Here is a 21,021-nt window from a genome sequence, read left to right on the forward strand (position 1 = left end):
CTCCGGGGCGGGACACGACTGATTACTTGTTGACGACTGCCAGCACGTCGCGGGCGGACAGGATCAGGTACTCCTCGCCGTTGTACTTGATCTCGGTGCCGCCGTACTTGCTGTAGATGACGACGTCGCCCTCGGAGACGTCCAGCGGAATCCGCTTCTCGCCGTCCTCATCCCAGCGGCCGGGGCCGACTGCGACGACGGTGCCTTCTTGCGGCTTCTCCTTGGCGGTGTCAGGGATGACCAGACCGGATGCGGTCGTGGTCTCGGCCTCGTTGGCCTGAACGAGGATCTTGTCCTCGAGTGGCTTGATGTTCACGCTCGCCACGATGGAGCCCTCCAGTAGTTCGGGTTGTCGATCCGGAGCCAATCCCCGGATGCATTACAGGTGTTCGGCAAGCGTCCGTGCCCTCGCGCCGTCGTCGCGGGTGCCGGAGCAGGGGTTGGCCGCGTGCCACCTAGCACTCTATACACGAGAGTGCTAGCACTCAAGGTCACCCCGCTACTAACGGTCGAAGTCGCGCGGATCGAACATCAGATGCGCCGAGATGTCGCCGATCATCTCGACGTCGACCTGCCGCTCGGTGAAGTACCAGCCATCATCGTCGCAGGTGAAGCTATCGAAATAGCGTCCGACGACGATCGGCTGCAGCGGCACGGTCTCGGTGTTCTGCACAACGCAGAAGGTCGAGCGACATTTGGCTGTTCGCGCTCCGCTGATCTCGCTGCTGATCTCGATGATCGGATTGAGCACCAGATGCCTGGTGCGCGGGGTATTGCCGTGTCCGGGATAGCGGCGGGTTGTCGCGCCGAACAGCTTGGCGATGGCCTCGGCGCTCGACGTGGACGCCGACCTCGTGCCGGCGAACGTGGCCCGGGCCAGCAGCCTGCCCACCCCCTCGAAGTCGCCGGCGTCGATCAACTCGGCGTACCGGTACAGCAGTTCGGTGATCGCCAGCTTGTCTGTGACTTGCGATCCCTCTTCGGCTCCTCGCGGGCTCATGCGACTTGTCCCCTTACGACAGGCAGACCGGGATCGCTGGCCACATCCAGCGGTGAGGGCGGCGCCCCGGCGGCGATCAGATGCGCGGCGAACGAGGCGATCATCGCGCCGTTGTCCGTGCACAGCCGCGGCCGCGGGATCCGCAGCGTCAGTCCGTTGGCGTTGCAGCGCTCCTCTGCCAGTTCACGCAGCCGCGAGTTGGCCGCCACCCCGCCCGCGATCAACAGCGTCGACACGTTCAGTTCCTTGGCAGCGCGCACGGCCTTGAGTGTCAGCACATCGGCTACCGCCTCCTGGAACCCGGCAGCCACATCGGCCTGCGGCGCGTCAGGATGACTCTCCACGTATCGGGCGACCGCGGTCTTGAGCCCGGAGAAGCTGAACGCATACGGATCGTCGCGAGGGCCGGTCATGCCGCGGGGGAACACGATCGCGTCGCGGTTTCCTTGGCGCGCAAGATCGTCGAGCACCTTGCCGCCGGGATAGCCGAGCCCGAGCAGCCGCGCGACCTTGTCGTAGGCCTCGCCTGCGGCGTCGTCGACGGTGCTGCCGAGTTCGACGATCGGTTCACCCAGCGACCGCACGTGCAGCAGGTTGGTGTGGCCGCCCGAAACGAGCAGGCCGACGCTCTCGGGCAGCGGGCCGTGGTCGTACACGTCGGCGGCGAGGTGGCCACCGAGGTGGTTGACGGCGTAGAACGGCACCTGCCACGCGGCCGAATACGCCTTGGCCGCAGCAACTCCCACCAACAGGGCGCCGGCCAGTCCGGGGCCGATGGTGGCCGCGACGATATCCGGCTTGCCGATCCGAGCGACTTCCAGCGCGCGCCGCATCGTGGGTCCCAGCGCCTCCAGATGTGCCCGCGAGGCGATCTCGGGGACCACGCCGCCGAACCGCGCATGCTCGTCGACGCTGGAGGCGACCTCGTCGGCGAGAAGGGTCACGGTGCCATCGTCGTCGAGGCGCGCAATGCCGACACCTGTTTCGTCGCACGAGCTTTCAATAGCCAAGATGGTCGTCATTGCGGATCTCGTCTCATGGTGTATGCGTCGGCGCCGCTGGCGCGGTAATACCGACGGCGCAGCCCGACGTTGACGAAGCCCAAACTCTCATACAGAACGATCGCGGCTTCGTTATCGGTGCGCACCTCGAGGAAGACCGCCCCGTCCGCGGCGTAGTCGAGCAATTCGGTCATCATCTTTCTGCCGATGCCCTGACCCTGGTATGCCTGGTCCACCCCGATGGTGTGAATCTCGTACTCGTACGGCTTTTTCCGGCCGAGCCGGGAGATGCCTGCGTAGCCGACGAGCTTGTCGCCGTCCCGGGCCGCGACGTAGCGGATGTGTTTGGCCTCCAGCTCCGCCAGAAAGGCCCGCGCGGGCCACGGGTCGTCGCCGTCGAACAGTTGCTTCTCCAACTCCGCGCAGCGCGCGGCGTCACGCGGGGTCAGCGACGTGTACACGACGGTCATCGGGCCACCACCGATGGTTTGGCGTCGGGACGGCGCAGATACAGCGGTATCAACGGCTCGGGTGCGGCCGCCCAGTCGGCGACCACCCGCACCAGCCCCGCGACGCTGGGATACCTGGGCGGAAGCGCCAAGGCATCCTCAGCCCCAGGCACATCGGCTGGTGCGTTGACAGCAGGACCCGCCACGCGGACGCCGTCGCGATAACGCGCCCAGTAGACCTCGCGGCGGCGGGCATCGGTGACCACGAGCGCGTCGCTCGTTGTGTCGACACCGATCGCATCGAGGCTGCACACCCCGTGCACGGGGATGTCGAGCGCGTGACCGTAGGCCGCTGCCGTCGCCATACCGACCCGCAGACCGGTGAAAGGGCCTGGGCCGCAGCCCACGACAACGGCATTCAGGTCGTTGACGGTCACACCCGCGTCGCCGAGTGCACCAAGCACATTCGGAGTGAGGCGCTCCGCGTGGCCGCGGGCGTCGACGGTGATCCGCTCGGCGAGCACCTCGACACCGTCAAGCCGCACGACTCCCGCGGTGACCGCGGGTGTCGCGGTGTCGATTGCCAGGATGAGCGTCACTGTCGGCTCCACTGCCAGATCGCGGTGCGCACCTCAGTCTGCGGTCCGCGCTCGAGTCGGATGTCGAGGTGACTGTCCGAAAGTCGTTCGGCAAGGCCCTCGCCCCACTCCACGACGACAACCGCATCTTCCAGATCGGTGTCGAGGTCCAGTGAGTCGAGCTCGGCGAGCAGGTCGACCGTCCCGTGGTCGAGCAGCCGGTACAGGTCGACGTGGATCATCGCCGGAGCACCGATCCGGCGGGCACGGTGCACACGCGCCAACACGAACGTCGGCGAGATCACCGGTCCTTCGACGTCCATCGCCGCAGCGATTCCCTTGGCCAGCACCGTCTTTCCCGCGCCAAGTGGGCCAGACAACACCACCACATCGCCTGCGCGCAGTTGACGGCCCAGCTGTGCTCCGAACGCGATGGTGTCCGCGGCTGTGGCGAGCTCTGCGGTGCCTGATGTCGCCGCCGGAGCGGCGCCGGTGCCGGACTGATGCTCAACCATGGTTGCGCACCCGATCACGAACCCGCCTGGTGAGCGCGACGAGTTTGGATGGCGTGGCGCGTTCGACGAGGCGGACGAGGCCGTCGTCGATTGCCTCAGGCGCTTCGAGCTGTACCAGATGCCCTGCGCCGCCGACGATCACCAGCTCGGACTTCGGCAACGCGGCCGCCATGCTTTGCGAGTGCTCCACCGGGGTGAGCAGGTCGCGATCGCCACAGGCGATCAGGGTGGGCACCTTCGCAAGCGTCGGCAGCGCCGCGAGCTCGTCGTGCACCTCGAGCGCATGCAGGAACTCCACCAGCGTGGCGATCGGTGTTTCGTGCATCATCTTCTCGGAGAACGCGACGACGCTGGGGCTGATCTTCTCGTCGCCGTAGGATGCGGCTCGAAGGATCGGACCGATGACGGCCTTGGCCGCACCGCGGGTGCGGTGCACCGTCTTCGGGGCGTAGCGGACGGCGAACCGCGCCGCCTCGAGTGCCGGGTTCTTCAGGATCTCCCCCAGCGGCGACCGCGAAACCCCTTCGGCGGCAGAGGCGATGATCGCGGCGCCGACGACGCGGGTCGGATAGCGGTGCGGGAATTGCCGAGCGTGTGACAGCACCGTCATGCCGCCCATCGAGTGTCCGACCAGTACCACCGGCCCGCGCGGCGCCATGACTGCGAGCACGGTCTCCAGATCGCGGCCCAGCTGCTCGACGGTATAGGACTCCGGCGACGCCTCGCTCGACTGGCCGTGGCCGCGTTGGTCGTAGAACACCATGCGCACCTGGGAGCCCCACTGCTCGGCCAGCCTGGCACGCTGAAAGTGGAAGGCCCCCATCCGAAGACAGAAGCCGTGGGCGAACACCACGGTCAATCGGGCGTCTTCGGGACCCACCTCGCGCACAGCCAGGTCGACACCGTCGGGAGTCGTGACGACGAAACCGCGGTCAGCGTCGAGTAGTTCGAAGTCCTCGTGGTCGTACGGATCGTCGGTGGTCACCCGCCTGCGCAGAGACCTGGCCACCGACACGCCGGCGGCCGTGCCGACCGCCGTCAACCCAGCGGCTCCGGCCAGCCATGGCGCGTTGGACCTTCGGGCGCGCGGCTGCACAGTCTCGCTGTCACTCAACGACTTTGGCCCGTCGCTCCACGATACGTTCGGGTGACCCTGCCGCGCGGACTGGTGACGACCTCGTAGTTGATGGTGCCGAGAAGTTCGGCCCATTCTTGTGCCGTTGGCTCACCCTGCGTGCCGGGCCCGAAGAGGATGGCGTCGTCGCCCTCGGCCACGTCGACCGCGCCTGGACCGAGGTCGACGACGAACTGGTCCATGCAGATGCGGCCGACGCTGCGCCGGAGCCGACCGTTGATCAGCACGTCGATGCGGCCGCTCAATGTCCGGAAGACACCGTCGGCATAGCCGATCGGCAGCAGGGCCAACGTGGTGTCGCGTTCGGCGACCCAGATGTGGCCGTAGGACACCCCGTCTCCTGCCTGCACGGAACGGATAAGCGCGACAGGGCATTTCAGCGTCATCGCTGCCCGCAATCCCATGTCACCGCGCTCGGGTATCGGGGTCTGGCCGTACACGGCGATGCCGGGTCGCACCATGTCGAAAGCCAGATCGGGCCGGGTCATCGCGGCAGGCGAATTGCACAGGTGTACGAGTTCGAAGTCCACGCCCTGCTCGCGCGCCTGCCGGGCCAGGTCGGTAAGCCGTTGCGCCTGAAGGTCATTGAACGGATTGTCTGGATCGTCGCCGTGCGCCAGGTGCGACATGATGCCGCGGGCCCGGACCGCGCCGTCGGACTGCGCGCGGCGCAGCACGCTCAGTACTTCGGGATACTCTGCTGCGCTCACGCCGTTGCGGCTCAGGCCGGTGTCCGCCTTGACCGTGACGGTCGCGGTGCGGCCGGTGCGCTCGACCGCATCGAGCACCTCGCCGAGCTGGCGCACCGACGACACCGCCAGCTCGACCTCGGCGTCCAGCGCGGGACCGAAGTCAGTGCCGGGGGCGTGCAGCCATGCCAGCACAGGACTGCGGATGCCGTCGCGGCGTAGTGCCAACGCCTCGTCGATGGTGGCCACGCCGAGTTCGGCGGCGCCCGCAGCCAGCGCCGCCCGTCCGACTTCGGCGGCACCGTGCCCGTAGCCGTCGGCCTTGACGACGGCCATCACCTGGGCCGATCCGGCGTGCTCACGCAGTAGCCGCACGTTGTGCGCGATGGCGTCGAGGTCCACCACGGCCTCGGCGGCAGCAGTCGGGCTGAGTGAAAGTTCGGTCGTTTGCATGGTCACGTCGATTGTCCCAGATGCCGAACGCACACCTCGCTCCCGGCGAAGGTGCTAGTGGGCGAAGGGCTGTATCTCGTCGAAGTGGCCGCCGGGCTTGAGCTGGTCGAGGTGGCCCAGCGCGGTGATCATGTCGTCGCGAAGGACCCTGGCCAGGTCCGCTGAGAAGCCCTCGCGCACCACGACGCGCAGCATCGTGATGTCGGTCGCACCCTCCGGCATGGTGTACGCGGGCACCTGCCAGCCGTAGGAGCGCAGCGCATGCGACACGTCGAACTCGGTGTAGCCGGGATCACCGGCCAGCCGGAAGCTGACCACCGGGATCCCCGACCCGTCGGCCACCACCTCGAAATGCTGGCTTTCGCGCAGTGCGTCGCCCAGCCACCGGGCGGTCGTCGACAGGCACTGCATCACCTGGCTGTAGCCCGCGCGGCCGAGTCGCAGGAAGTTGTAGTACTGGCCGACCACCTGGTTGCCCGGCCGGGAGAAGTTGAGCGTGAACGTCGGCATGTCGCCGCCGAGGTAGTTCACATGGAATACCAAGTCCTCGGGCAGGTGCTCCTTGCTGCGCCACACCACGAACCCGATGCCGGGATAGGTGAGGCCGTACTTGTGCCCACTGACGTTGATCGACACGACGCGTGGCACCCGGAAGTCCCATTCCAGATCCGGATGCAGGAACGGCACGACGAAGCCACCGCTGGCCGCGTCGACGTGCACGGGGATGTCGAGTCCCCCGCCCGCGGCAAGCTTGTCCAGTGCCGCGCAGATCTCCGCGATCGGTTCCAGTTCGCCCGTGAATGTGGTGCCGAGAATCGCGACGACGCCGATGGTGTCTTCGTCGATGTTGTCCAGCACCTGCTCGGGCGTGATGATGTAGCGCCCCTCTTCCATTGGTAGATAACGCGGTTCGACGTCGAAGTAGCGGCAGAACTTCTCCCACACCACCTGAACGTTGGAGCCCATCACCAGATTCGGCGTGCGGCCCTTCCAGTCCTTTCCCACCTTCTCCCGCCACCGCCACTTCAGTGCCAGGCCGGCCAGCATCACCGCCTCGCTGGATCCGATCGTCGACACCCCGGTGGCGCTTGACGGGTCGTCGTCGCGCAGGTCCTCGGCGTGGAACAGGTCGGCCACCATGCAGACACAACGCTGCTCGATCGCCGCGGTGGCCGGATATTCGTCCTTGTCGATCATGTTCTTGTCGAACGTCTCGGCCATCAGTTTCTCGGCCTGCGGATCCATCCAGGTGGTGACGAACGTCGCGAGGTTCAGCCGGCTGCTGCCGTCGAGCATCAGCTCGTCGTGGATGAATCGGTAGGCGTTGTCGCCATCCATACACTCATCGGGCAGGCGCAGGGACGGAACCGGAGCCATCGCCAGTCGCCCGGTATACGCGGGAGCAATCTGGGGGACGCGAGGAGCCTTGTGCGGCATGGCAAGTCCTTTCTAGAGCGAAGCGATGGCACCACGGACGTGAGCAAGAATGCGCGACGCCGACGTCGGCGCCGGCCGTGGTCCGGGGTCGGCTGCCGACAGGTTGGCGGCGCGGGCGTGCACGAACGCGGCCGCAGCGGCCGCCTCCCCGGCAGGCAGCCCGGCGGCGAGTAGCGCGCCGATGATGCCCGACAGCACGTCGCCCGATCCCGCTGTGGCGGCCCATGATTGGCCCGCTCGGTTCAGATATACCGGCCCCCCGGGCTCGGCGACGATCGTGACGTTGCCCTTCAGCAGTACCGTTGCGCCGAGCCGGTCGGCCAGCTTGCGGGTGGCTGCGACGCGATCGCTGCCGGGCGGAGCGCCGGCCAACCGCTCGAATTCGCCTGCGTGCGGGGTCAATACGGTCGGGGTTTTACGGCCAGCGATGAGGTCCGGGTGTGCGGCGAGGATGGTCAACGCGTCGGCGTCGACGATCACCGGCAGATCGGTCTCCAACGCGAAAGCCAGTGCAGCGGCACCGGTTTCGTCCGTTCCGAGACCGGGCCCGACCGCCCAGGCTTGTACGCGGCCCGATGCTTGCGGGCTTGGGGCGGCGATGACTTCTGGCCACTGCGCGAGCACCTGCGGGCCCGCACTTCCGGCGTAGCGAACCATTCCTGAGGTGGCGGCGACGGCGGCGCCAGTGCAAAGCACAGCCGCGCCGGGATAGGTGGCGGAGCCGGCCATAATGCCGGTGACGCCCTGGGTGTACTTGTCGTCTTTCGGGCCCGGCTTCGGCCAGCGTGCGGCGACGTCTGCGCGGTCGAAACCGAGCACGTCGGTGGACGGGAGGTCGAGGCCGATGTCGACCAACTCGACGCGTCCGCAATCGCCAAGGGCGTGAACGGGTTTGAGGCCACCGAACGTCACTGTCAGGGTGGCGTGCACGTGCGGACCTTCGGCCGCACCGGTCTGCACATCGATGCCGCTTGGGATGTCGACCGCGACGACGGGAATGCCCGCCTGGTCGACGGCGGCGAAAACCTCGGCCGCGTTCGGCCGCAGCGCTCCCGACCCGGAGATGCCGACGACGCCGTCGATCACCAGATCGGTTGTCGCCGGCACGGTTTCCACCACGGTGCCGCCGGCCCTGGTGAACGCCGCCAACGCCGCCTTGTGGGTGCGCTCGGGGTTGAGCAGCACCGCTGCGGCGGCGACGCCACGGCGGCGCAGGAACGTCGCTGCCCACAGCGCGTCGCCTCCGTTGTCGCCGGAGCCGACGACGGCGCATACCCGACGTCCTGCGAGGCCGCCGGTCAGCACAACCAGTTCGCGCACGATCGCGGTGGCCAACCCGAACGCGGCGCGTCGCATGAGCCCACCCTCGGGCAGCGACGCCAGCAGCGGCGCTTCGGCTTCGCGGATCTCATCGGCGGTGTAGTAGTGCCGCATTCCAGCCAGGATTCCATGCCCGCGACACTGACAGCGACGTTTCAGGCTCCGCTTTTCGTCCGGCTGTAGTGGCGGCGGGCTTTCATTCGGTTGCCGCAACCACTCATCGAGCACCATCGAGCGGTCCCGGCGCGCGAGTGGTCGATGAGGAACTGCCGACACTCTTCGTTGGCGCACGGTCGCAATCGACCGGGCATATCCCTTTCCAACTCACCCCATGCCAGCACCACGCGCGCGGGCCAGTCGGCCTCAAGCGACCAGTGGACACCGTCTGGCCCAAGGTCGGGCACCTGCCGGGCGTCGGTGAGGTAGTGACGGAGCACCGAAGCGTCGGCCTCCATGAGGACGACTCGTTGCAGGTCGTCGCGCAGGTCCCGGACGTCGGCCCCCTTCGGAGCGCCGTGGGCCCGCAGCCAACGGGCGTCCAGCCGATCGACGATCTGCCCGTCGACCATCGGCGTGGTGTTGAGCAGGTCAAGCAGGACGGCCTGCCAATCCACTGTCGAAGGCATGCTAACCATCATATAGCTGTTGACGGGTTAGAATCAATAGTGTTGACTGCGCCTAACCACTATATCCAATAGAAAGGGTTAGGAATGGTCACGCACCATCGCTTCGCCGAGGTCGCCGGTCGCCGGATCTTCTATCGCGAGGGCGGCTCACCCGGCGCACCCGCCGTCGTTCTGCTGCACGGCACGCCCGCCAGTTCGCACCAGTACCGCAACCTGATCCCTGCGCTGGCCGATCGCTACCACGTCGTCGCCCCTGACTACCCCGGCTTCGGGCACTCCGACGTGCCGGGCGCCGACGAGTTCAGCTACACGTTCGACAACCTCGCCGACCATGTCGACGCGCTGCTCGACCACCTCGCACTGCCGAGGTATGCGATCTTCGTCCAGGACTACGGCGCTCCCGTCGGCTGGCGGCTGGCACTGCGCCATCCCGAGCGCATCGCAGCGATCATCACCCAGAACGGCAACGCCTACGTGGACGGGTTTGTCGGCGACGTGATGAAGCCGCTGTTCGCCTACGGCCGCGAGCGGTCCGAAACCAACGCCGCTGCCCTGCGCGAACTCATCAGCACAGACGGGCTGAAATGGCAATTCACCCATGGGGTTTCGGATCCGTCGGTGGTCGACCCCGACACGTGGGTCAATGCGCACTCAGCGGTGGCGAGCAGCCCGCAACGGATCGCCGCGCAGCTGGAACTGTTCGCGGACTACAGCTCCAACGTCGATCTGTACCCGCGTGTGCACGAATACTTCCGGACCTCGCAGGTACCGCTGCTGGCGGTATGGGGCCGCAACGACCAGATATTCGGCCCGGACGGCGCATTGGCGTTCGCGCGGGATCTCCCGGGAGCCGAGATCAACCTGCTCGACGGCGGCCACTTCTTGTTGGAGAGCAGGCTGGCCGAGGTCGTCGCGTTGGTCCGGCCGTTCCTGGAGCGGCATTTAATCGGCTGAGCGCCCCTGCGTCTTGTCGACCGCGGCGGCGGAGCGTTGTTGCCACGGCCACGCCCCCGTCACCTCCAGTTGCAGCGAGAAGCTCAGGAACGTCCGGATCAGCACGATGCCGCCGAGCACTGCCACGCTCTCGGCACTGGGTGTGACGGCAACGGTGCGGATGATGTCTGCGGCGACCAGGAATTCGAGCCCGAGCAGGATCGCGCGGCCGAGGCGTCTGCGGAAGAACTCATATGCGCCACCATCTTCTTGGCGAGCCCGGCCAATCGTCAGGAAGACGGCCAGTATCGCGCCGCCTGCGATGACGGCGACACCGATCGCATCGATCGTCGAGCCGATGCCCTCGATCACCTCGACGAGAGACACGCCGTCATGGTGTCACTCTCGGCGCTGCTATTGCGACGACACGCCGCCGCACTACTCGACTGTGACGGACTTCGCCAGGTTGCGGGGCTTGTCCACGTCGTAACCACGGGCCTGCGCAACGCCTGCGGCGAACACCTGCAGCGGGATGGTCGACAGCAGCGGCTGGAAAAGCGTTGACACCGCCGGAATTTCGAGCAGGTGATCGGCGTAGGGCCGGACGGTGTCGTCGCCTTCTTCTGCGATGACGATCGTGATCGCTCCGCGGGCCTGGATCTCCCGGATGTTCGACAGCAGTTTGGCGTGCAGCGTCGGTGAGTTCTTCGGCGACGGCATCACGACGATGACCGGCAGGCCGTCCTCGATCAGCGCGATCGGGCCGTGTTTGAGCTCACCGGCGGCGAAACCCTCGGCGTGCATGTACGCCAATTCCTTGAGCTTGAGCGCGCCTTCGAGCGCGACGGGATAACCGACGTGGCGGCCGAGGAACAGCACCGTCTGCGACTGCGCGAACCGGTGAGCGAGCGCCACAACCGGTTCGGTGGTCTCGAGCACCCGCGCAACCAAGTCGGGCATCGCCTCGAGATCGCGGTACTCGCGCTCCACCTCGTCGGGGTACTTGGTGCCCCGCGCCTGCGCAAGAGCAAGGCCGACAAGGTAATTCGCGGCGATCTGGGCGAGGAATGTCTTGGTCGACGCCACGCCGATCTCGGGCCCGGCCCGCGTGTAGAGCACCGCATCGCACTCGCGCGGGATCTGGCTGCCGTTGGTGTTGCAGATGGCAAGCACCTTGGCCTTCTGTTCCTTGGCGTGGCGCACCGCCTCCAGTGTGTCGGCGGTTTCACCGGACTGCGAGATCGCCACGACCAGCGTGTGGCTGTCCAAAACCGGGTCGCGGTAACGGAATTCGCTGGCGAGTTCGACCTCGACGGGTAGCCGCGTCCAGTGCTCGATCGCGTACTTGGCGAGCAGCCCGGAGTGATAGGCCGTCCCGCAGGCCACCACGAAGACCTTGTCGATCTCCCGCAACTCCTGATCGGACAGCCGCTGCTCGTCAAGAACGATGCGTCCGTCCGCGAAGTGGCCGAGCAAGGTGTCGGAAACCGCGGCGGGCTGCTCGGCGATCTCCTTGAGCATGAAGTACTCGTAGCCACCCTTTTCGGCGGCCGACAGGTCCCAGTCGATGTGAAACTCACGAAAATCGACGTTCGGATCGCCGTGGAAATCCGTGATGCGGTAACCGTCCGCGGTGATCACGACGGCCTGGTCTTGGCCTAGTTCGACAGCGTCGCGGGTGTGCTCGATGAAGGCGGCGACGTCGGAGCCGATGAACATCTCGCCGTCGCCGACACCGACGACCAGCGGGGTGGAGCGGCGGGCGGCGACGATCATGCCGGGTTCGTCGGCGTTCGCGAAGACCAGCGTGAAGTGACCCTCGAGCCGGCGCAGCACCGTGAGCACGGAGGCCGCGAAGTCGCCCGCTGTCTCACCGTCGCGGTACTGCCGGGAGACCAGGTGAACCGCGACCTCGGTGTCGGTGTCGCTGGCGAACTCGACGCCTGCGGCCTCCAGTTCGGCGCGCAGCGGCGCGTAGTTCTCGATGATGCCGTTGTGGACCACCGCGATCTTGCCCGCTGCGTCGCGGTGCGGGTGGGCGTTGCGGTCGGTGGGCCTGCCATGCGTGGCCCACCGGGTGTGGCCCAGGCCGGTGGTGCCGACGAGACTGTCGCTGGACTCTGCGAGTGTCGCCTCGAGGTTGGCCAGCCGGCCTGCGCGCCGACGGATCGTCAGCCCGCCGCGGCCGTCGAGCAGTGCCACCCCCGACGAGTCGTAACCCCGGTACTCCATGCGGCGCAGCGCGTCGACGACGATGTCACAGGCAGGGCGCTGCCCGACGTAGCCGACGATTCCACACATAGGCATCCAGGGTAGTGCAAGGGCTGGGTCACACCTGCTGCGCTACGGTTCGATGGTGGCCAGCACGAAGAAGCTTTTCGCAGCTCTGACCCGCCGCGGACCGCACCGCGTTTTGCGTGGTGACCTGGCCTTCGCCGGTATGCCGGGTGTGGTCTATACCCCGGAGTCCGGGCTGAACCTGGCGGGTGTGGCGTTCGGGCATGACTGGCTCGCGGGCGTGGACCGCTATGAGGGCACGCTGGAACACCTGGCGTCGTGGGGCATCGTGGCCGCCGCCCCCGCGACGGAAACAAGCGTGGCGCCGTCGGTGCTGAACCTGGCTTTCGACCTGGGCACCGCCCTCGACATCGTCGCGGGCGTGCGACTGGGTCCGGGAAAGATCAGCGTGCACCCGACGAAGCTGGGCGTGGTCGGGCACGGCTTCGGCGGCTCGGCGGCGGTGTTCGCGGCGGCCGGAATGCCGGCCAAACCGAAGGCCGTCGTAGCGATGTTTCCGACGGTGACCAAGCCACCCGCGGAGCAGCCCGCGGCCTCGTTGCCGGTGCCTGGTCTGGTGCTCACCGCGCCGGGTGACCCAATGACGTTGCGCTCCAACGCCGTCGAGCTGTCCAGAGTCTGGAAGGGCGCGACGCTTCGCACGGTGAACAAAGCCAAGGCCGGTGGGTTGATCGAGGGCAGGCGGTTGGCGCGTGTCGTGGGACTGCCGGGGGCCGACCGTAGCACGCAAAAGGTCGTGCGCGCTTTGCTGACGGGTTACCTGCTGCACACGCTGACCGCAGACAAGGCCTACGCCGACTTCGCCGACCCCGAGGTCGACCTGCCCAAGGCCCCGGCGGTTGATCCGTTCGCCGATGATCCGGTGGACATGGAGAACAAGGTCATTGCGCTACTGAAGCCCTGAGTTCTGTCAACCAACCGGTTGGGGGTATAACTTCGTAATGCGGACAGGGATATTTCTCAACTACGCCGGTGGCTTTCTGGAGGCCGTCGACGAGGTCGTCGAACTGGAGAAAATCGGCGTCGACATCGCATTGGTGGCCGAGGCCTACTCCTACGACGCGATCAGCCAGTTGGGCTTCCTGGCGGCCAAGACCTCGCGGATCGAGCTGGGCACCGGCGTCGTTCCGATCTACATCCGTACCCCGTCGCTGCTGGCAATGACGGCGGCAGGACTCGACTACGTCTCCGACGGTCGTTTTCGACTTGGCATCGGCACATCGGGGCCGCAGGTGATGGAGGGCTTCCACGGCGTGCCGTTTGATGCGCCATTGGGACGCACCCGCGAGGTGGTCGAAATCTGCCGTCAGGTGTGGCGCCGCGAACGCGTCACATACGACGGCAAGTACTACCAGATTCCGCTGCCGCCAGACCAGGGCAGCGGGCTTGGCAAGCCACTGCAGTTGATCAACCATCCTGTCCGCGAGCGCATTCCGATCACGATCGCCGCGCTGGGGCCGAAGAATGTCGAGCTCACCGCCGAGATCGCCGAGGGCTGGCAGCCGGTGTTCTTCTACCCGGAGAAGGCCGACGACGTATGGGGTGAGTCGCTGCGGGCGGGCTACGCCAAGCGCGATGCCGCGCTGGGTCCGCTCGACATCATGGCCAGTGCTCCGTTGGCGATCGGTGACGATGTCGACGACCGATTGGCTTGGGTGAAGCCACAATTGGCGCTCTACATCGGCGGCATGGGTGCGCGTGGCCGCAACTTCTACCACAACCTGGCGACGCGCTACGGTTTCGGCGACGTGGCCAACCACATCCAGGACCTCTACCTCGGCGGCAAGAAGGAGGAGGCGATCGCGGCGGTGCCCGACGAACTGGTGCGCCACGTGTCCCTGGTAGGGCCACGAAGCTACGTCAAGGAGAGGCTCGCCGCGTTTGCCGAAGGTGGTGCGACGACGCTTCTGCTGCAGCCGCTTTCGGGCGACCGCCGCGAATCCGTACGCTTCGTCGAGGAATTGCAGTCGCTGCTGCCATAGCGGTCAGTACGGCGCCGCGACTCCATCGCGAGTCAGGGTCAGATCGCCGCAGCTGAGGTCGGCCGCTGTGGTCCACGCCGGATCCTGCTCCGACGTCGCGGTGACGGTGTCGGATCGGCCGAGGGTGACCCAGGCACCGTTGAGGTCAATCTCGGTGCGGCGCACTGCCAGTAGCGGTCGGCCCTGATCGTCGCGCAGCTGTAGTAACTGGACCAGGTGCCTGCCATCGCCGAGATCGCTGCAACCTATGCCGTCACCGAGCGCGCGTCGATGCCCGACGTCGAAGCGGAATTCCTCGCCGGTCTGCTCGACGGCTGGGTAGATTCTGCAGCCCGACACCACGTACAGAATTGCCTCGCGGCCGGTGTCGACGATGATTTGATGGTTGCCGTCCTGCTGAGCGTCGACCAACATCGCCCGGCGCTGCAGCGGGCTGGCGCTGATGACTTTCGCCGCGCTGTAGCCCTGCGGCGTGGTGAGGCCGACGACGGTGTCGGAAATCCACAGTGTGGCCGGCTGACCGTAGATGTCGCTGACGTCCTTGCTCGCCGCCTTGGCCGGCGGTCCACCGTCCCGGCAGTGATCATCGGCCGACGCGCGCGGGACGACGACCATGCCGAGCAAGATCATCGCGATGGCCGACACCGCGCGGATGACGCGAAGTGACTTCCCTGTCTCAGCCGACATCGAACGACTCGTTGGACAAACGGAAGAAATGGCCCGTGGAATTATTGGTGCAGGTGATCCCTGATACCTCGCTAGTGCAGGTGATCACACCGACAGTGCGGCTTTGGCCGTAGTCAAGCGTCGGCCATGGCAGGGGAAGCTGGTTGGGATATTTGGCACATGTCACGATCGGCGCCTTCGTCGCATCGGCGCGCATCGACACCTGGGCGACATGACCGCGCGTTGTGCCGCACTCATCGGGTGTCGACCACGTATGGTCGACGATCTCGCAATTCACCACGTTGTTGCCCGCATACTGTTGGCCGTTGGCTTCGAAGGGAGCCAACAACGTGATCGAGCAGCTGATGTTTCCCGTCGGCGACAGAAAGTCCACGTCCGCAACGTCATCTGCATGCGCGGTCGCCGATAGGGCGATGGCGGCAGCGGCGGTCGCCGTCGCGATCAATGCGAGTTTGGCCGTCATCAAAGGGTCCTTTCCAAGTGGGAACGAGGGCTATGCGCCAATACGGCCAATTGCCTTCTGGGCGAACTGCTTCAGCGAGTCGCAACTCATGTAGTACTTTCCGACCGCCCGGTACAGCCGGTCCCCGCTCAACACGACGAGCAACGCCGTCGACGGCGGCGTGGTGCCTGCGTTGAACACGCACGCGGCTTTGACGCCGAGCCCCTCGACCGTCGTCGGATTGTTCGACGTAGCAGCCGCGAGCGCCAGCAGGGATGCGGCATCGACTGGAAAGGCGCCAGGCATCAGTAATTCGGATTCCACGCCGCTGTCCGGCGATCTTCTGTAGGCGCACGAGAATTCGACCGAACCGGCCTCATCGAGCAGCGGCTCGACGGTCGCCGGACCACCGAGGACGCCGGCAGCTTCGTCCGTGGTAACCCAGTCGCAGGGTCGGGACGCCGGCGGCGCCTGCCGATCGACACCGGTCAGCTGAACGGTCACCGCGTCGTGGCGGCCGATGGGCGTGCCGGGTGGAGGCGATACGGCGGTGATGAGATAGCCGGCTGCATCGGTGGCGTTGCCGACCGGATCATGTCCGTCTGGCGCGACACCGCGAACGTTGTCCCAACACGCCAGTGCCCCTTGCCCCGTCACCTGATCGAGGTTCTTCCCGACGACGTCGGGCATGGACCGCGGCCACTGCTGAGCCGCGCAAAGCTGGTCAACGGTCGTGGGCGCCGGGCTGGCAGCGGCTCCCGGGGCGGATGCCGCCGCGGCCACAATCCCTGCCGTCATGCCCAGTACGACCAGCGGGCTTGGCTTCATGACTCGGTCATCTCCAGGTGAGTGAAATGGGTTCACGTGAAGACTGCCGTCTTGGCCTTGGCGGATTCTTGGCTCGAGTCCAGCCGGAAGGTGTACGCCTGCGGCGCGGTGATGGCTTGCGATGCCAGGGAATCGGGCAATGACAGGTGCAGCTGTGTGGCAGATCGCATGCGACAAAACGAAAAGCGCCCAGCCGCTCGCCCGGCGTGCTCACAGGTTGATCGCAGTGTCCCCATGTATTGCCTCCTTCGCGCTCGCTGTGAAGTGTGCGCGAAGAGACGGTCGCGAATGAATGGGGAGATTTCCCTATCTTTTGCCGTGCTGCTCCTCAGCGGGGCCTAGACCAGGACGGTCCCGCCGTCGACGGTCAGCACAGTGCCGGTGCCGAACTGCTGTTCCATGCAATAGAGGTACGCCAGGGCGGTGTCGGCGACTTCTCCGATGCGGCCCAGTGGAAGCTGCTGCGCGGCTTGGTCATACATGGCGTGCCGGTCGGACTCGGTCAACGCGTCCCACAGCGGAGTGCGCACGACGCCCGGCGCCACGGCGTTGACCCGGATCGGTGCCAGCTCCACGGCAAGGGCCTTGGTCAGCGCGTTCATCGCGCCGCAGATGCTCACCGGCAGAGCACCGAAGCCCGGCTGCTCGGCCGCGGTGCCGCTCGTCAGCGTGATCGACCCGCCCGGTGTGAGACGCGGGGCGAATACCCGCACCGCGGTCAGCGCGCCGACGAACCGCGTCTGGAAGAAGGCGGAGATGATCTCCGGAGTGAGGTCGGCAAGCGGCGCCAGTTGAAGCGATTCGCCGGCAGTGAAGACCAGGTGTTCGATGTCGCCGATCTCGATGGCGAGTCCCTCCATTCCCGGGAGGTCGGTGAGGTCGACGGTTGCGCCCTTGGCATGGTCGGGCAATTGGGTCAATGCCCGGTCGACACTGGACTGCCGCCGCGACACCACGATCGGGGTGGCTCCCCGGTCGGCTACCGCGGATGCGACGGCGAGGCCGATGCCGGAGGTGCCGCCGATGACGAGGACTCGTGCGTTCTTCAAGCTCATGTGTCCACTGTCGGGTCGAAGGGTGCGCGGAGTCCAAGACCCTTTTCGTCGCGAAGCGATACCCTAGCGGTATGGCCGTGCCCGACCTCGACATGCGCAAACTGCGGTATTTCGTGGCCGTTGCCGAGGAACTGAACTTTGGTCGCGCCGCCGAGCGCCTGCACATCGCGCAGCCCGTGTTGTCACGCCAGATCCGCTCGTTCGAATGCGAACTCGGCGTGCAGCTGTTCGCCCGCGATTCTCGCGGGACGGAGCTGACCATCGCAGGCAAGCAGCTCTTGGACGATGCACGCTACCTTCTTGTTGAGGCAAAAGCATTGCAGCAGAGGCTAACCCGCGCCACGCAGGCAACCGTGACCGTGACGGTCGGCGTGATGCCCGGGCTGTTGGCCACCGCGGCCGCCGCAGCGTTCGAAGCAGACGAGCCGTCGCGGCGCGCGGTGGTCGTGCAAGTGGGATGGGCCGATCAGGTCGATGTCGTGCACCGCGGCGAGGTCGATGTCGTCTACGCGCGCGAGCCGATCGATCATCACGGGTTGGGCACGGCACCGCTGCTGGAGGAGCCGCGAGTAGCCGTGCTGCCCGCCGCAGACCCGCTCGCCAAGAAGCGGTCGGTCCGATTGAGAGACCTGGCATCAAAGCGGCTGTTGCAGGACCCGGCCACGGTTCCGGAGTGGTATGCGATTGCCGCACCGGAGTATCGCCGCGCCGGCCAAACGGCGCGCACCGTCGAAGAGAAGTTGGAACTCGTTGCGGCACAAGAAGGTTTTGTGATCCTGCCCCAGTCGACGACGGCGTTCTATCGCAGGCCCGATGTGCGGGTGCTGCCGATTGAGGACATCGGCCCCAGCCAGGTCACGCTGATCTGGGATGCCGCAACCGATAACTCCGCTCGCGACACGTTCGTCAGCGCGGCGCTGGCGTGCCGAACGCAGACGATCTGACGGCCGGCCGGTCTTGGCGGCTATCTCTGCAAGCTCGCCAGCGCGCCTGCACCTGCCGCTGCCGCAGCGCCCGCGGTTCCCAGACCGAGCCACCGTTTGGCGGGCGGCATGTGCCGCCACGCACCCGCGATACCGGCCATGTCACCGGCATCGGCCAGCAGACCCGCGATCACCCACCGTCTCGCGGGCCCACGTGAACCGATCGCGGCGAGCAGGCCGAGCCCCAGTCCGATTTCGCGCGCTCCCATGCCCCGCAGAAATGCCTGCGCGTCAGGTAGGGCGCCACCAGGTCCGGCGAGCGTCGCGCCCGTGACCGCCGGCGCGGTCAGCGAGGCGACCCCAAAGGCGATGCGGCCAAATGCATACAGCTGCAACGGTTTCACGAGTCCGCGATCCAATCGCAAGCGCGATCCAGGATGGCGCCTCTTTCGAAACGGTCCGCCGTCCAGGTAGTCGACCGCACGGTGCCGCGGTCGCCGTATCGCCGCATGATGTCGACGTGGTGAGGAAGGCCGACGAACCGTTCGAGGTCTTCGTCGGACGCCCAGACCGAGACCGAACCTCCGCGCCCGGCGGCCGGCAGCATCCAGAGCCACATACCGACGGCTCCGGACATGGCGTACCAGCCCATCCGCATGCGCAGCCCGTTGACGGCGACGGCGGGAAGCACTCGGCGGTGATGCGCCGAGAACTCGGTGACGCTGACCGTCACCGGCGCATCACCGGGATCGACCGGACCAGGCGTCCAGGGGGTCAACATGGGAGCGGCTACCGCGGCCGTCGGACTTTTCACTGGGGACATGGCCCCACTGTCGGCGCATAATTGGTGCGTGTCAGTATCCAATTCGCAACTTTTTGAGCAGACCAATTCTGATCTGCGCGGCTTTCCGTCGGACCTTCTCGTCGCTCTGGATCGGTCTGGCCGGCGGGGGCTGTCCGCGCAGCTGCAACAACAGTTGCGCTCGGCGATTCAACAGGGGCGCCTGCCTGCCGGAACGGTCCTGCCGCCGACGCGAACACTGGCGCGCGATCTCGGTATCGCACGCACTGTGGTCGTGGCCGCGTATGAACACCTCGCGACCGACGGCTATCTCAGCGGGCGGCAAGGGTCCGGTACGCAGGTACTGCCGATCGCTCCGGCATCGGTGCGGGCACCATCGGTGACCACCGAACCGGTCGCTGACGTTCGCCTGCTCGGCGGGCTCCCCGACCCGGCGCTGTTTCCGCGAACCGAGTGGCTGCGCCACTACCGCGCCGCGCTCAACGAGGTGCCCAACCACCAGCTCGGCTACCCGGGTCCCCTTGGGGCACTTCAATTGCGCGAAGCGCTCACCAACTACGTCGCGCGTGTTCGCGGTGTCGCGACGACGCCAGATCGCATGCTGATCACGTCGGGCATCACCCAGGCGGTGGTGCTGGCGGTCCGCGCACTGCGTGCCCGCGGGGTGGACGCAATCGCCGTCGAGGATCCCTGCTTCGGACTTCACCGCCAGGCCATCATCAACGCCGGCCTAGGTGTCGTGCCGATTCCCGTTGACGACGGCGGGCTCGATGTGGCGAAGTTGTTGGCGCACAACGTCAGAGCTGTCCTGGTGGCGCCTGCGCACTCTTATCCGACGGGTACCGTCCTGAGCGCGGAGCGACGTACCGCTCTCGTCAAGTGGGCCCACGACAACGACGGGCTGATCATCGAAGACGACTATGACGCCGAATTCCGTTATGACCGAGCACCAATCGGCGCCCTGCAAGGGCTGGCACCGCAACGAGTGGCTTACGCGGGGTGTGCGAGCAAGACTCTCACGCCTGCACTGCGGCTGGGTTGGCTCGCGGCGCCGGACTGGTTGGTCGACGAAGTCGTCGCGCAGAAGCTGCTGGACGACATGGGAAATACCCTGCTTGAACAGCTGACCCTGGCACGGTTCGTCGAATCGGGCGGTTTTGCAAGGCATCTCCGTCGGGTCCGGCCGGTTTATCGACGGCGACGCGATACCGCCCTCGCCGCGGTCGCTACGTCGCTGCCCGACGCGATTCCAACGGGAGTGGCCGCCGGGCTGCACATGTACTTGCGACTGCCATCGGCGTGCGACGAAGTCAGGCTGGTAGACGCTGCGCGCGACCGCGGCGTCCTCGTCGAGGGCGCGAGCTGGAACTGGTCGACGCCTTCGGAAGCACCGCCCGCACTGGTGATCGGTTACGGCGCGATTGCCGAGCCGGCCATCCGCAATGGGTTGGCGACTCTCGGGTCACTATGCCCTGTGTAGGTCAGCTGTTCAGGTGAGCGGACTTGGGATGAACTGGTCAGCCCACCAGACGCCCCAGGCGAGCACATCCGGGTTCCAGACGACTGGTAGCGGGCCTGGGATTCCTAGATCAGTCCAATTCGGCGGAAGCCACGTCTCCCCCCAGTGACCCGGCGGAACTCCAGTCAGTCCGGGACCCCCCGCGTTGCCTTGCATGACCTGCCCAGGCGGCCCGAAGGGGTTGTGTCCGGGTGGGTCACCCGGAACCCAACAGTCAACCCCTGGGACGCAGGGATCCGGACCGTGCGGTTTGGCGGCCGCGACGCCGGCGCCACCTAGAGCTCCGAACCCAAGGACGGCGCCGATAGCGGCCCCAGCAGCGATTTTCTTGAGATTCATCGTCAACCTC

At 66.6% G+C, this 21,021-nt stretch carries 25 protein-coding genes; 5 read left to right on the forward strand and 20 right to left on the reverse strand.

Features of this window, described 5'->3' with window-relative positions:
* Positions 1 to 22: 22 nt before the first annotated feature.
* From groES to GGC64_RS08490, 11 genes are all read right to left on the reverse strand, one after another.
* Positions 23 to 325 (reverse strand): co-chaperone GroES, encoded by a 303-nt coding sequence (gene groES / locus GGC64_RS08440; protein WP_015305122.1) that lies wholly within the window; start codon positions 323 to 325, stop codon positions 23 to 25.
* Positions 326 to 502: 177 nt separating this feature from the next.
* Entirely contained in the window at positions 503 to 1,000 is a 498-nt protein-coding gene (locus GGC64_RS08445; RefSeq protein ID WP_192721936.1) for a nuclear transport factor 2 family protein, read from the reverse strand.
* Complete coding sequence (tsaD, locus tag GGC64_RS08450; RefSeq protein ID WP_192721937.1) at positions 997 to 2,022, reverse strand: tRNA (adenosine(37)-N6)-threonylcarbamoyltransferase complex transferase subunit TsaD; 1,026 nt, start codon at positions 2,020 to 2,022, stop codon at positions 997 to 999. Before tsaD ends, GGC64_RS08445 begins: the two co-directional genes overlap by 4 nt.
* Positions 2,019 to 2,471 carry a ribosomal protein S18-alanine N-acetyltransferase gene (gene rimI, locus GGC64_RS08455; RefSeq protein WP_192721938.1) on the reverse strand — a complete coding sequence of 151 codons (453 nt, stop codon included), beginning with the start codon at positions 2,469 to 2,471 and terminating at the stop codon, positions 2,019 to 2,021. The genes tsaD and rimI overlap by 4 nt, the downstream gene beginning before the upstream one ends.
* Positions 2,468 to 3,061, reverse strand: a complete 594-nt coding sequence (gene tsaB, locus GGC64_RS08460; protein WP_192721939.1) for a tRNA (adenosine(37)-N6)-threonylcarbamoyltransferase complex dimerization subunit type 1 TsaB — start codon at positions 3,059 to 3,061, stop codon at positions 2,468 to 2,470. Before tsaB ends, rimI begins: the two co-directional genes overlap by 4 nt.
* Complete coding sequence (gene tsaE, locus GGC64_RS08465) at positions 3,046 to 3,543, reverse strand: tRNA (adenosine(37)-N6)-threonylcarbamoyltransferase complex ATPase subunit type 1 TsaE (RefSeq protein WP_192721940.1); 498 nt, start codon at positions 3,541 to 3,543, stop codon at positions 3,046 to 3,048. The genes tsaB and tsaE overlap by 16 nt, the downstream gene beginning before the upstream one ends.
* Positions 3,536 to 4,639 carry an alpha/beta fold hydrolase gene (locus tag GGC64_RS08470; protein ID WP_192722463.1) on the reverse strand — a complete coding sequence of 368 codons (1,104 nt, stop codon included), beginning with the start codon at positions 4,637 to 4,639 and terminating at the stop codon, positions 3,536 to 3,538. Before GGC64_RS08470 ends, tsaE begins: the two co-directional genes overlap by 8 nt.
* A gap of 14 nt (positions 4,640 to 4,653) precedes the next feature.
* Positions 4,654 to 5,820: an alanine racemase gene (gene alr, locus GGC64_RS08475; protein WP_192722464.1), complete on the reverse strand. Its 1,167-nt coding sequence runs from the start codon at positions 5,818 to 5,820 to the stop codon at positions 4,654 to 4,656.
* A gap of 54 nt (positions 5,821 to 5,874) precedes the next feature.
* Complete coding sequence (locus GGC64_RS08480; RefSeq protein ID WP_192721941.1) at positions 5,875 to 7,257, reverse strand: glutamate decarboxylase; 1,383 nt, start codon at positions 7,255 to 7,257, stop codon at positions 5,875 to 5,877.
* A gap of 12 nt (positions 7,258 to 7,269) precedes the next feature.
* Positions 7,270 to 8,691, reverse strand: coding sequence for an NAD(P)H-hydrate dehydratase (locus GGC64_RS08485; protein WP_192721942.1), 1,422 nt, complete (start codon positions 8,689 to 8,691; stop codon positions 7,270 to 7,272).
* 41 nt (positions 8,692 to 8,732) lie between these two features.
* Positions 8,733 to 9,203, reverse strand: coding sequence for a CGNR zinc finger domain-containing protein (locus GGC64_RS08490; protein ID WP_225951211.1), 471 nt, complete (start codon positions 9,201 to 9,203; stop codon positions 8,733 to 8,735).
* Positions 9,204 to 9,287: 84 nt separating this feature from the next.
* Here GGC64_RS08490 and GGC64_RS08495 point away from each other — a divergent pair, with 84 nt between their 5' ends.
* A complete protein-coding gene (locus GGC64_RS08495; protein ID WP_192721944.1) occupies positions 9,288 to 10,157 on the forward strand; it encodes an alpha/beta fold hydrolase in 870 nt (289 codons plus the stop codon).
* Here the strand turns inward: GGC64_RS08495 and GGC64_RS08500 are convergent.
* Complete coding sequence (locus GGC64_RS08500) at positions 10,146 to 10,523, reverse strand: DUF1622 domain-containing protein (RefSeq protein ID WP_192721945.1); 378 nt, start codon at positions 10,521 to 10,523, stop codon at positions 10,146 to 10,148. The genes GGC64_RS08495 and GGC64_RS08500 overlap by 12 nt on opposite strands.
* A gap of 51 nt (positions 10,524 to 10,574) precedes the next feature.
* Positions 10,575 to 12,437 carry a glutamine--fructose-6-phosphate transaminase (isomerizing) gene (glmS, locus tag GGC64_RS08505; RefSeq protein ID WP_192721946.1) on the reverse strand — a complete coding sequence of 621 codons (1,863 nt, stop codon included), beginning with the start codon at positions 12,435 to 12,437 and terminating at the stop codon, positions 10,575 to 10,577.
* 55 nt (positions 12,438 to 12,492) lie between these two features.
* On the opposite strand from glmS, the gene GGC64_RS08510 reads away from it, so the two are divergent.
* Positions 12,493 to 13,338, forward strand: a complete 846-nt coding sequence (locus GGC64_RS08510; protein WP_192721947.1) for a hypothetical protein — start codon at positions 12,493 to 12,495, stop codon at positions 13,336 to 13,338.
* Positions 13,339 to 13,375: 37 nt separating this feature from the next.
* Complete coding sequence (locus GGC64_RS08515; protein ID WP_192721948.1) at positions 13,376 to 14,416, forward strand: LLM class F420-dependent oxidoreductase; 1,041 nt, start codon at positions 13,376 to 13,378, stop codon at positions 14,414 to 14,416.
* 3 nt (positions 14,417 to 14,419) lie between these two features.
* On the opposite strand, the gene GGC64_RS08520 is transcribed toward GGC64_RS08515, so the two are convergent.
* From GGC64_RS08520 to GGC64_RS08540, 5 genes are all read right to left on the reverse strand, one after another.
* Complete coding sequence (locus tag GGC64_RS08520; RefSeq protein WP_192721949.1) at positions 14,420 to 15,103, reverse strand: hypothetical protein; 684 nt, start codon at positions 15,101 to 15,103, stop codon at positions 14,420 to 14,422.
* Positions 15,093 to 15,566, reverse strand: coding sequence for a DUF6636 domain-containing protein (locus tag GGC64_RS08525; RefSeq protein WP_192721950.1), 474 nt, complete (start codon positions 15,564 to 15,566; stop codon positions 15,093 to 15,095). Before GGC64_RS08525 ends, GGC64_RS08520 begins: the two co-directional genes overlap by 11 nt.
* Before the next feature lie 30 nt (positions 15,567 to 15,596).
* Entirely contained in the window at positions 15,597 to 16,373 is a 777-nt protein-coding gene (locus GGC64_RS08530; RefSeq protein WP_192721951.1) for a PASTA domain-containing protein, read from the reverse strand.
* A gap of 32 nt (positions 16,374 to 16,405) precedes the next feature.
* A complete protein-coding gene (locus GGC64_RS08535) occupies positions 16,406 to 16,543 on the reverse strand; it encodes a hypothetical protein (protein ID WP_192721952.1) in 138 nt (45 codons plus the stop codon).
* Positions 16,544 to 16,711: 168 nt separating this feature from the next.
* Positions 16,712 to 17,428 carry an SDR family oxidoreductase gene (locus GGC64_RS08540; protein ID WP_192721953.1) on the reverse strand — a complete coding sequence of 239 codons (717 nt, stop codon included), beginning with the start codon at positions 17,426 to 17,428 and terminating at the stop codon, positions 16,712 to 16,714.
* 71 nt (positions 17,429 to 17,499) lie between these two features.
* Here GGC64_RS08540 and GGC64_RS08545 point away from each other — a divergent pair, with 71 nt between their 5' ends.
* Entirely contained in the window at positions 17,500 to 18,372 is an 873-nt protein-coding gene (locus GGC64_RS08545) for a LysR family transcriptional regulator (RefSeq protein ID WP_192721954.1), read from the forward strand.
* Positions 18,373 to 18,392: 20 nt separating this feature from the next.
* Here the strand turns inward: GGC64_RS08545 and GGC64_RS08550 are convergent, their stop codons facing one another.
* Together GGC64_RS08550 and GGC64_RS08555 are read right to left on the reverse strand one after the other, a co-directional pair.
* Positions 18,393 to 18,755: a hypothetical protein gene (locus GGC64_RS08550; RefSeq protein ID WP_192721955.1), complete on the reverse strand. Its 363-nt coding sequence runs from the start codon at positions 18,753 to 18,755 to the stop codon at positions 18,393 to 18,395.
* Complete coding sequence (locus tag GGC64_RS08555; protein ID WP_192721956.1) at positions 18,752 to 19,174, reverse strand: hypothetical protein; 423 nt, start codon at positions 19,172 to 19,174, stop codon at positions 18,752 to 18,754. Before GGC64_RS08555 ends, GGC64_RS08550 begins: the two co-directional genes overlap by 4 nt.
* 28 nt (positions 19,175 to 19,202) lie before the next feature.
* On the opposite strand from GGC64_RS08555, the gene GGC64_RS08560 reads away from it, so the two are divergent.
* Positions 19,203 to 20,633, forward strand: coding sequence for a PLP-dependent aminotransferase family protein (locus GGC64_RS08560; RefSeq protein ID WP_192721957.1), 1,431 nt, complete (start codon positions 19,203 to 19,205; stop codon positions 20,631 to 20,633).
* The last annotated feature ends 388 nt before the right edge of the window (positions 20,634 to 21,021 follow it).

This window comes from Mycobacterium sp. OAS707 (genome assembly GCF_014873705.1).
Lineage (GTDB): Bacteria > Actinomycetota > Actinomycetes > Mycobacteriales > Mycobacteriaceae > Mycobacterium.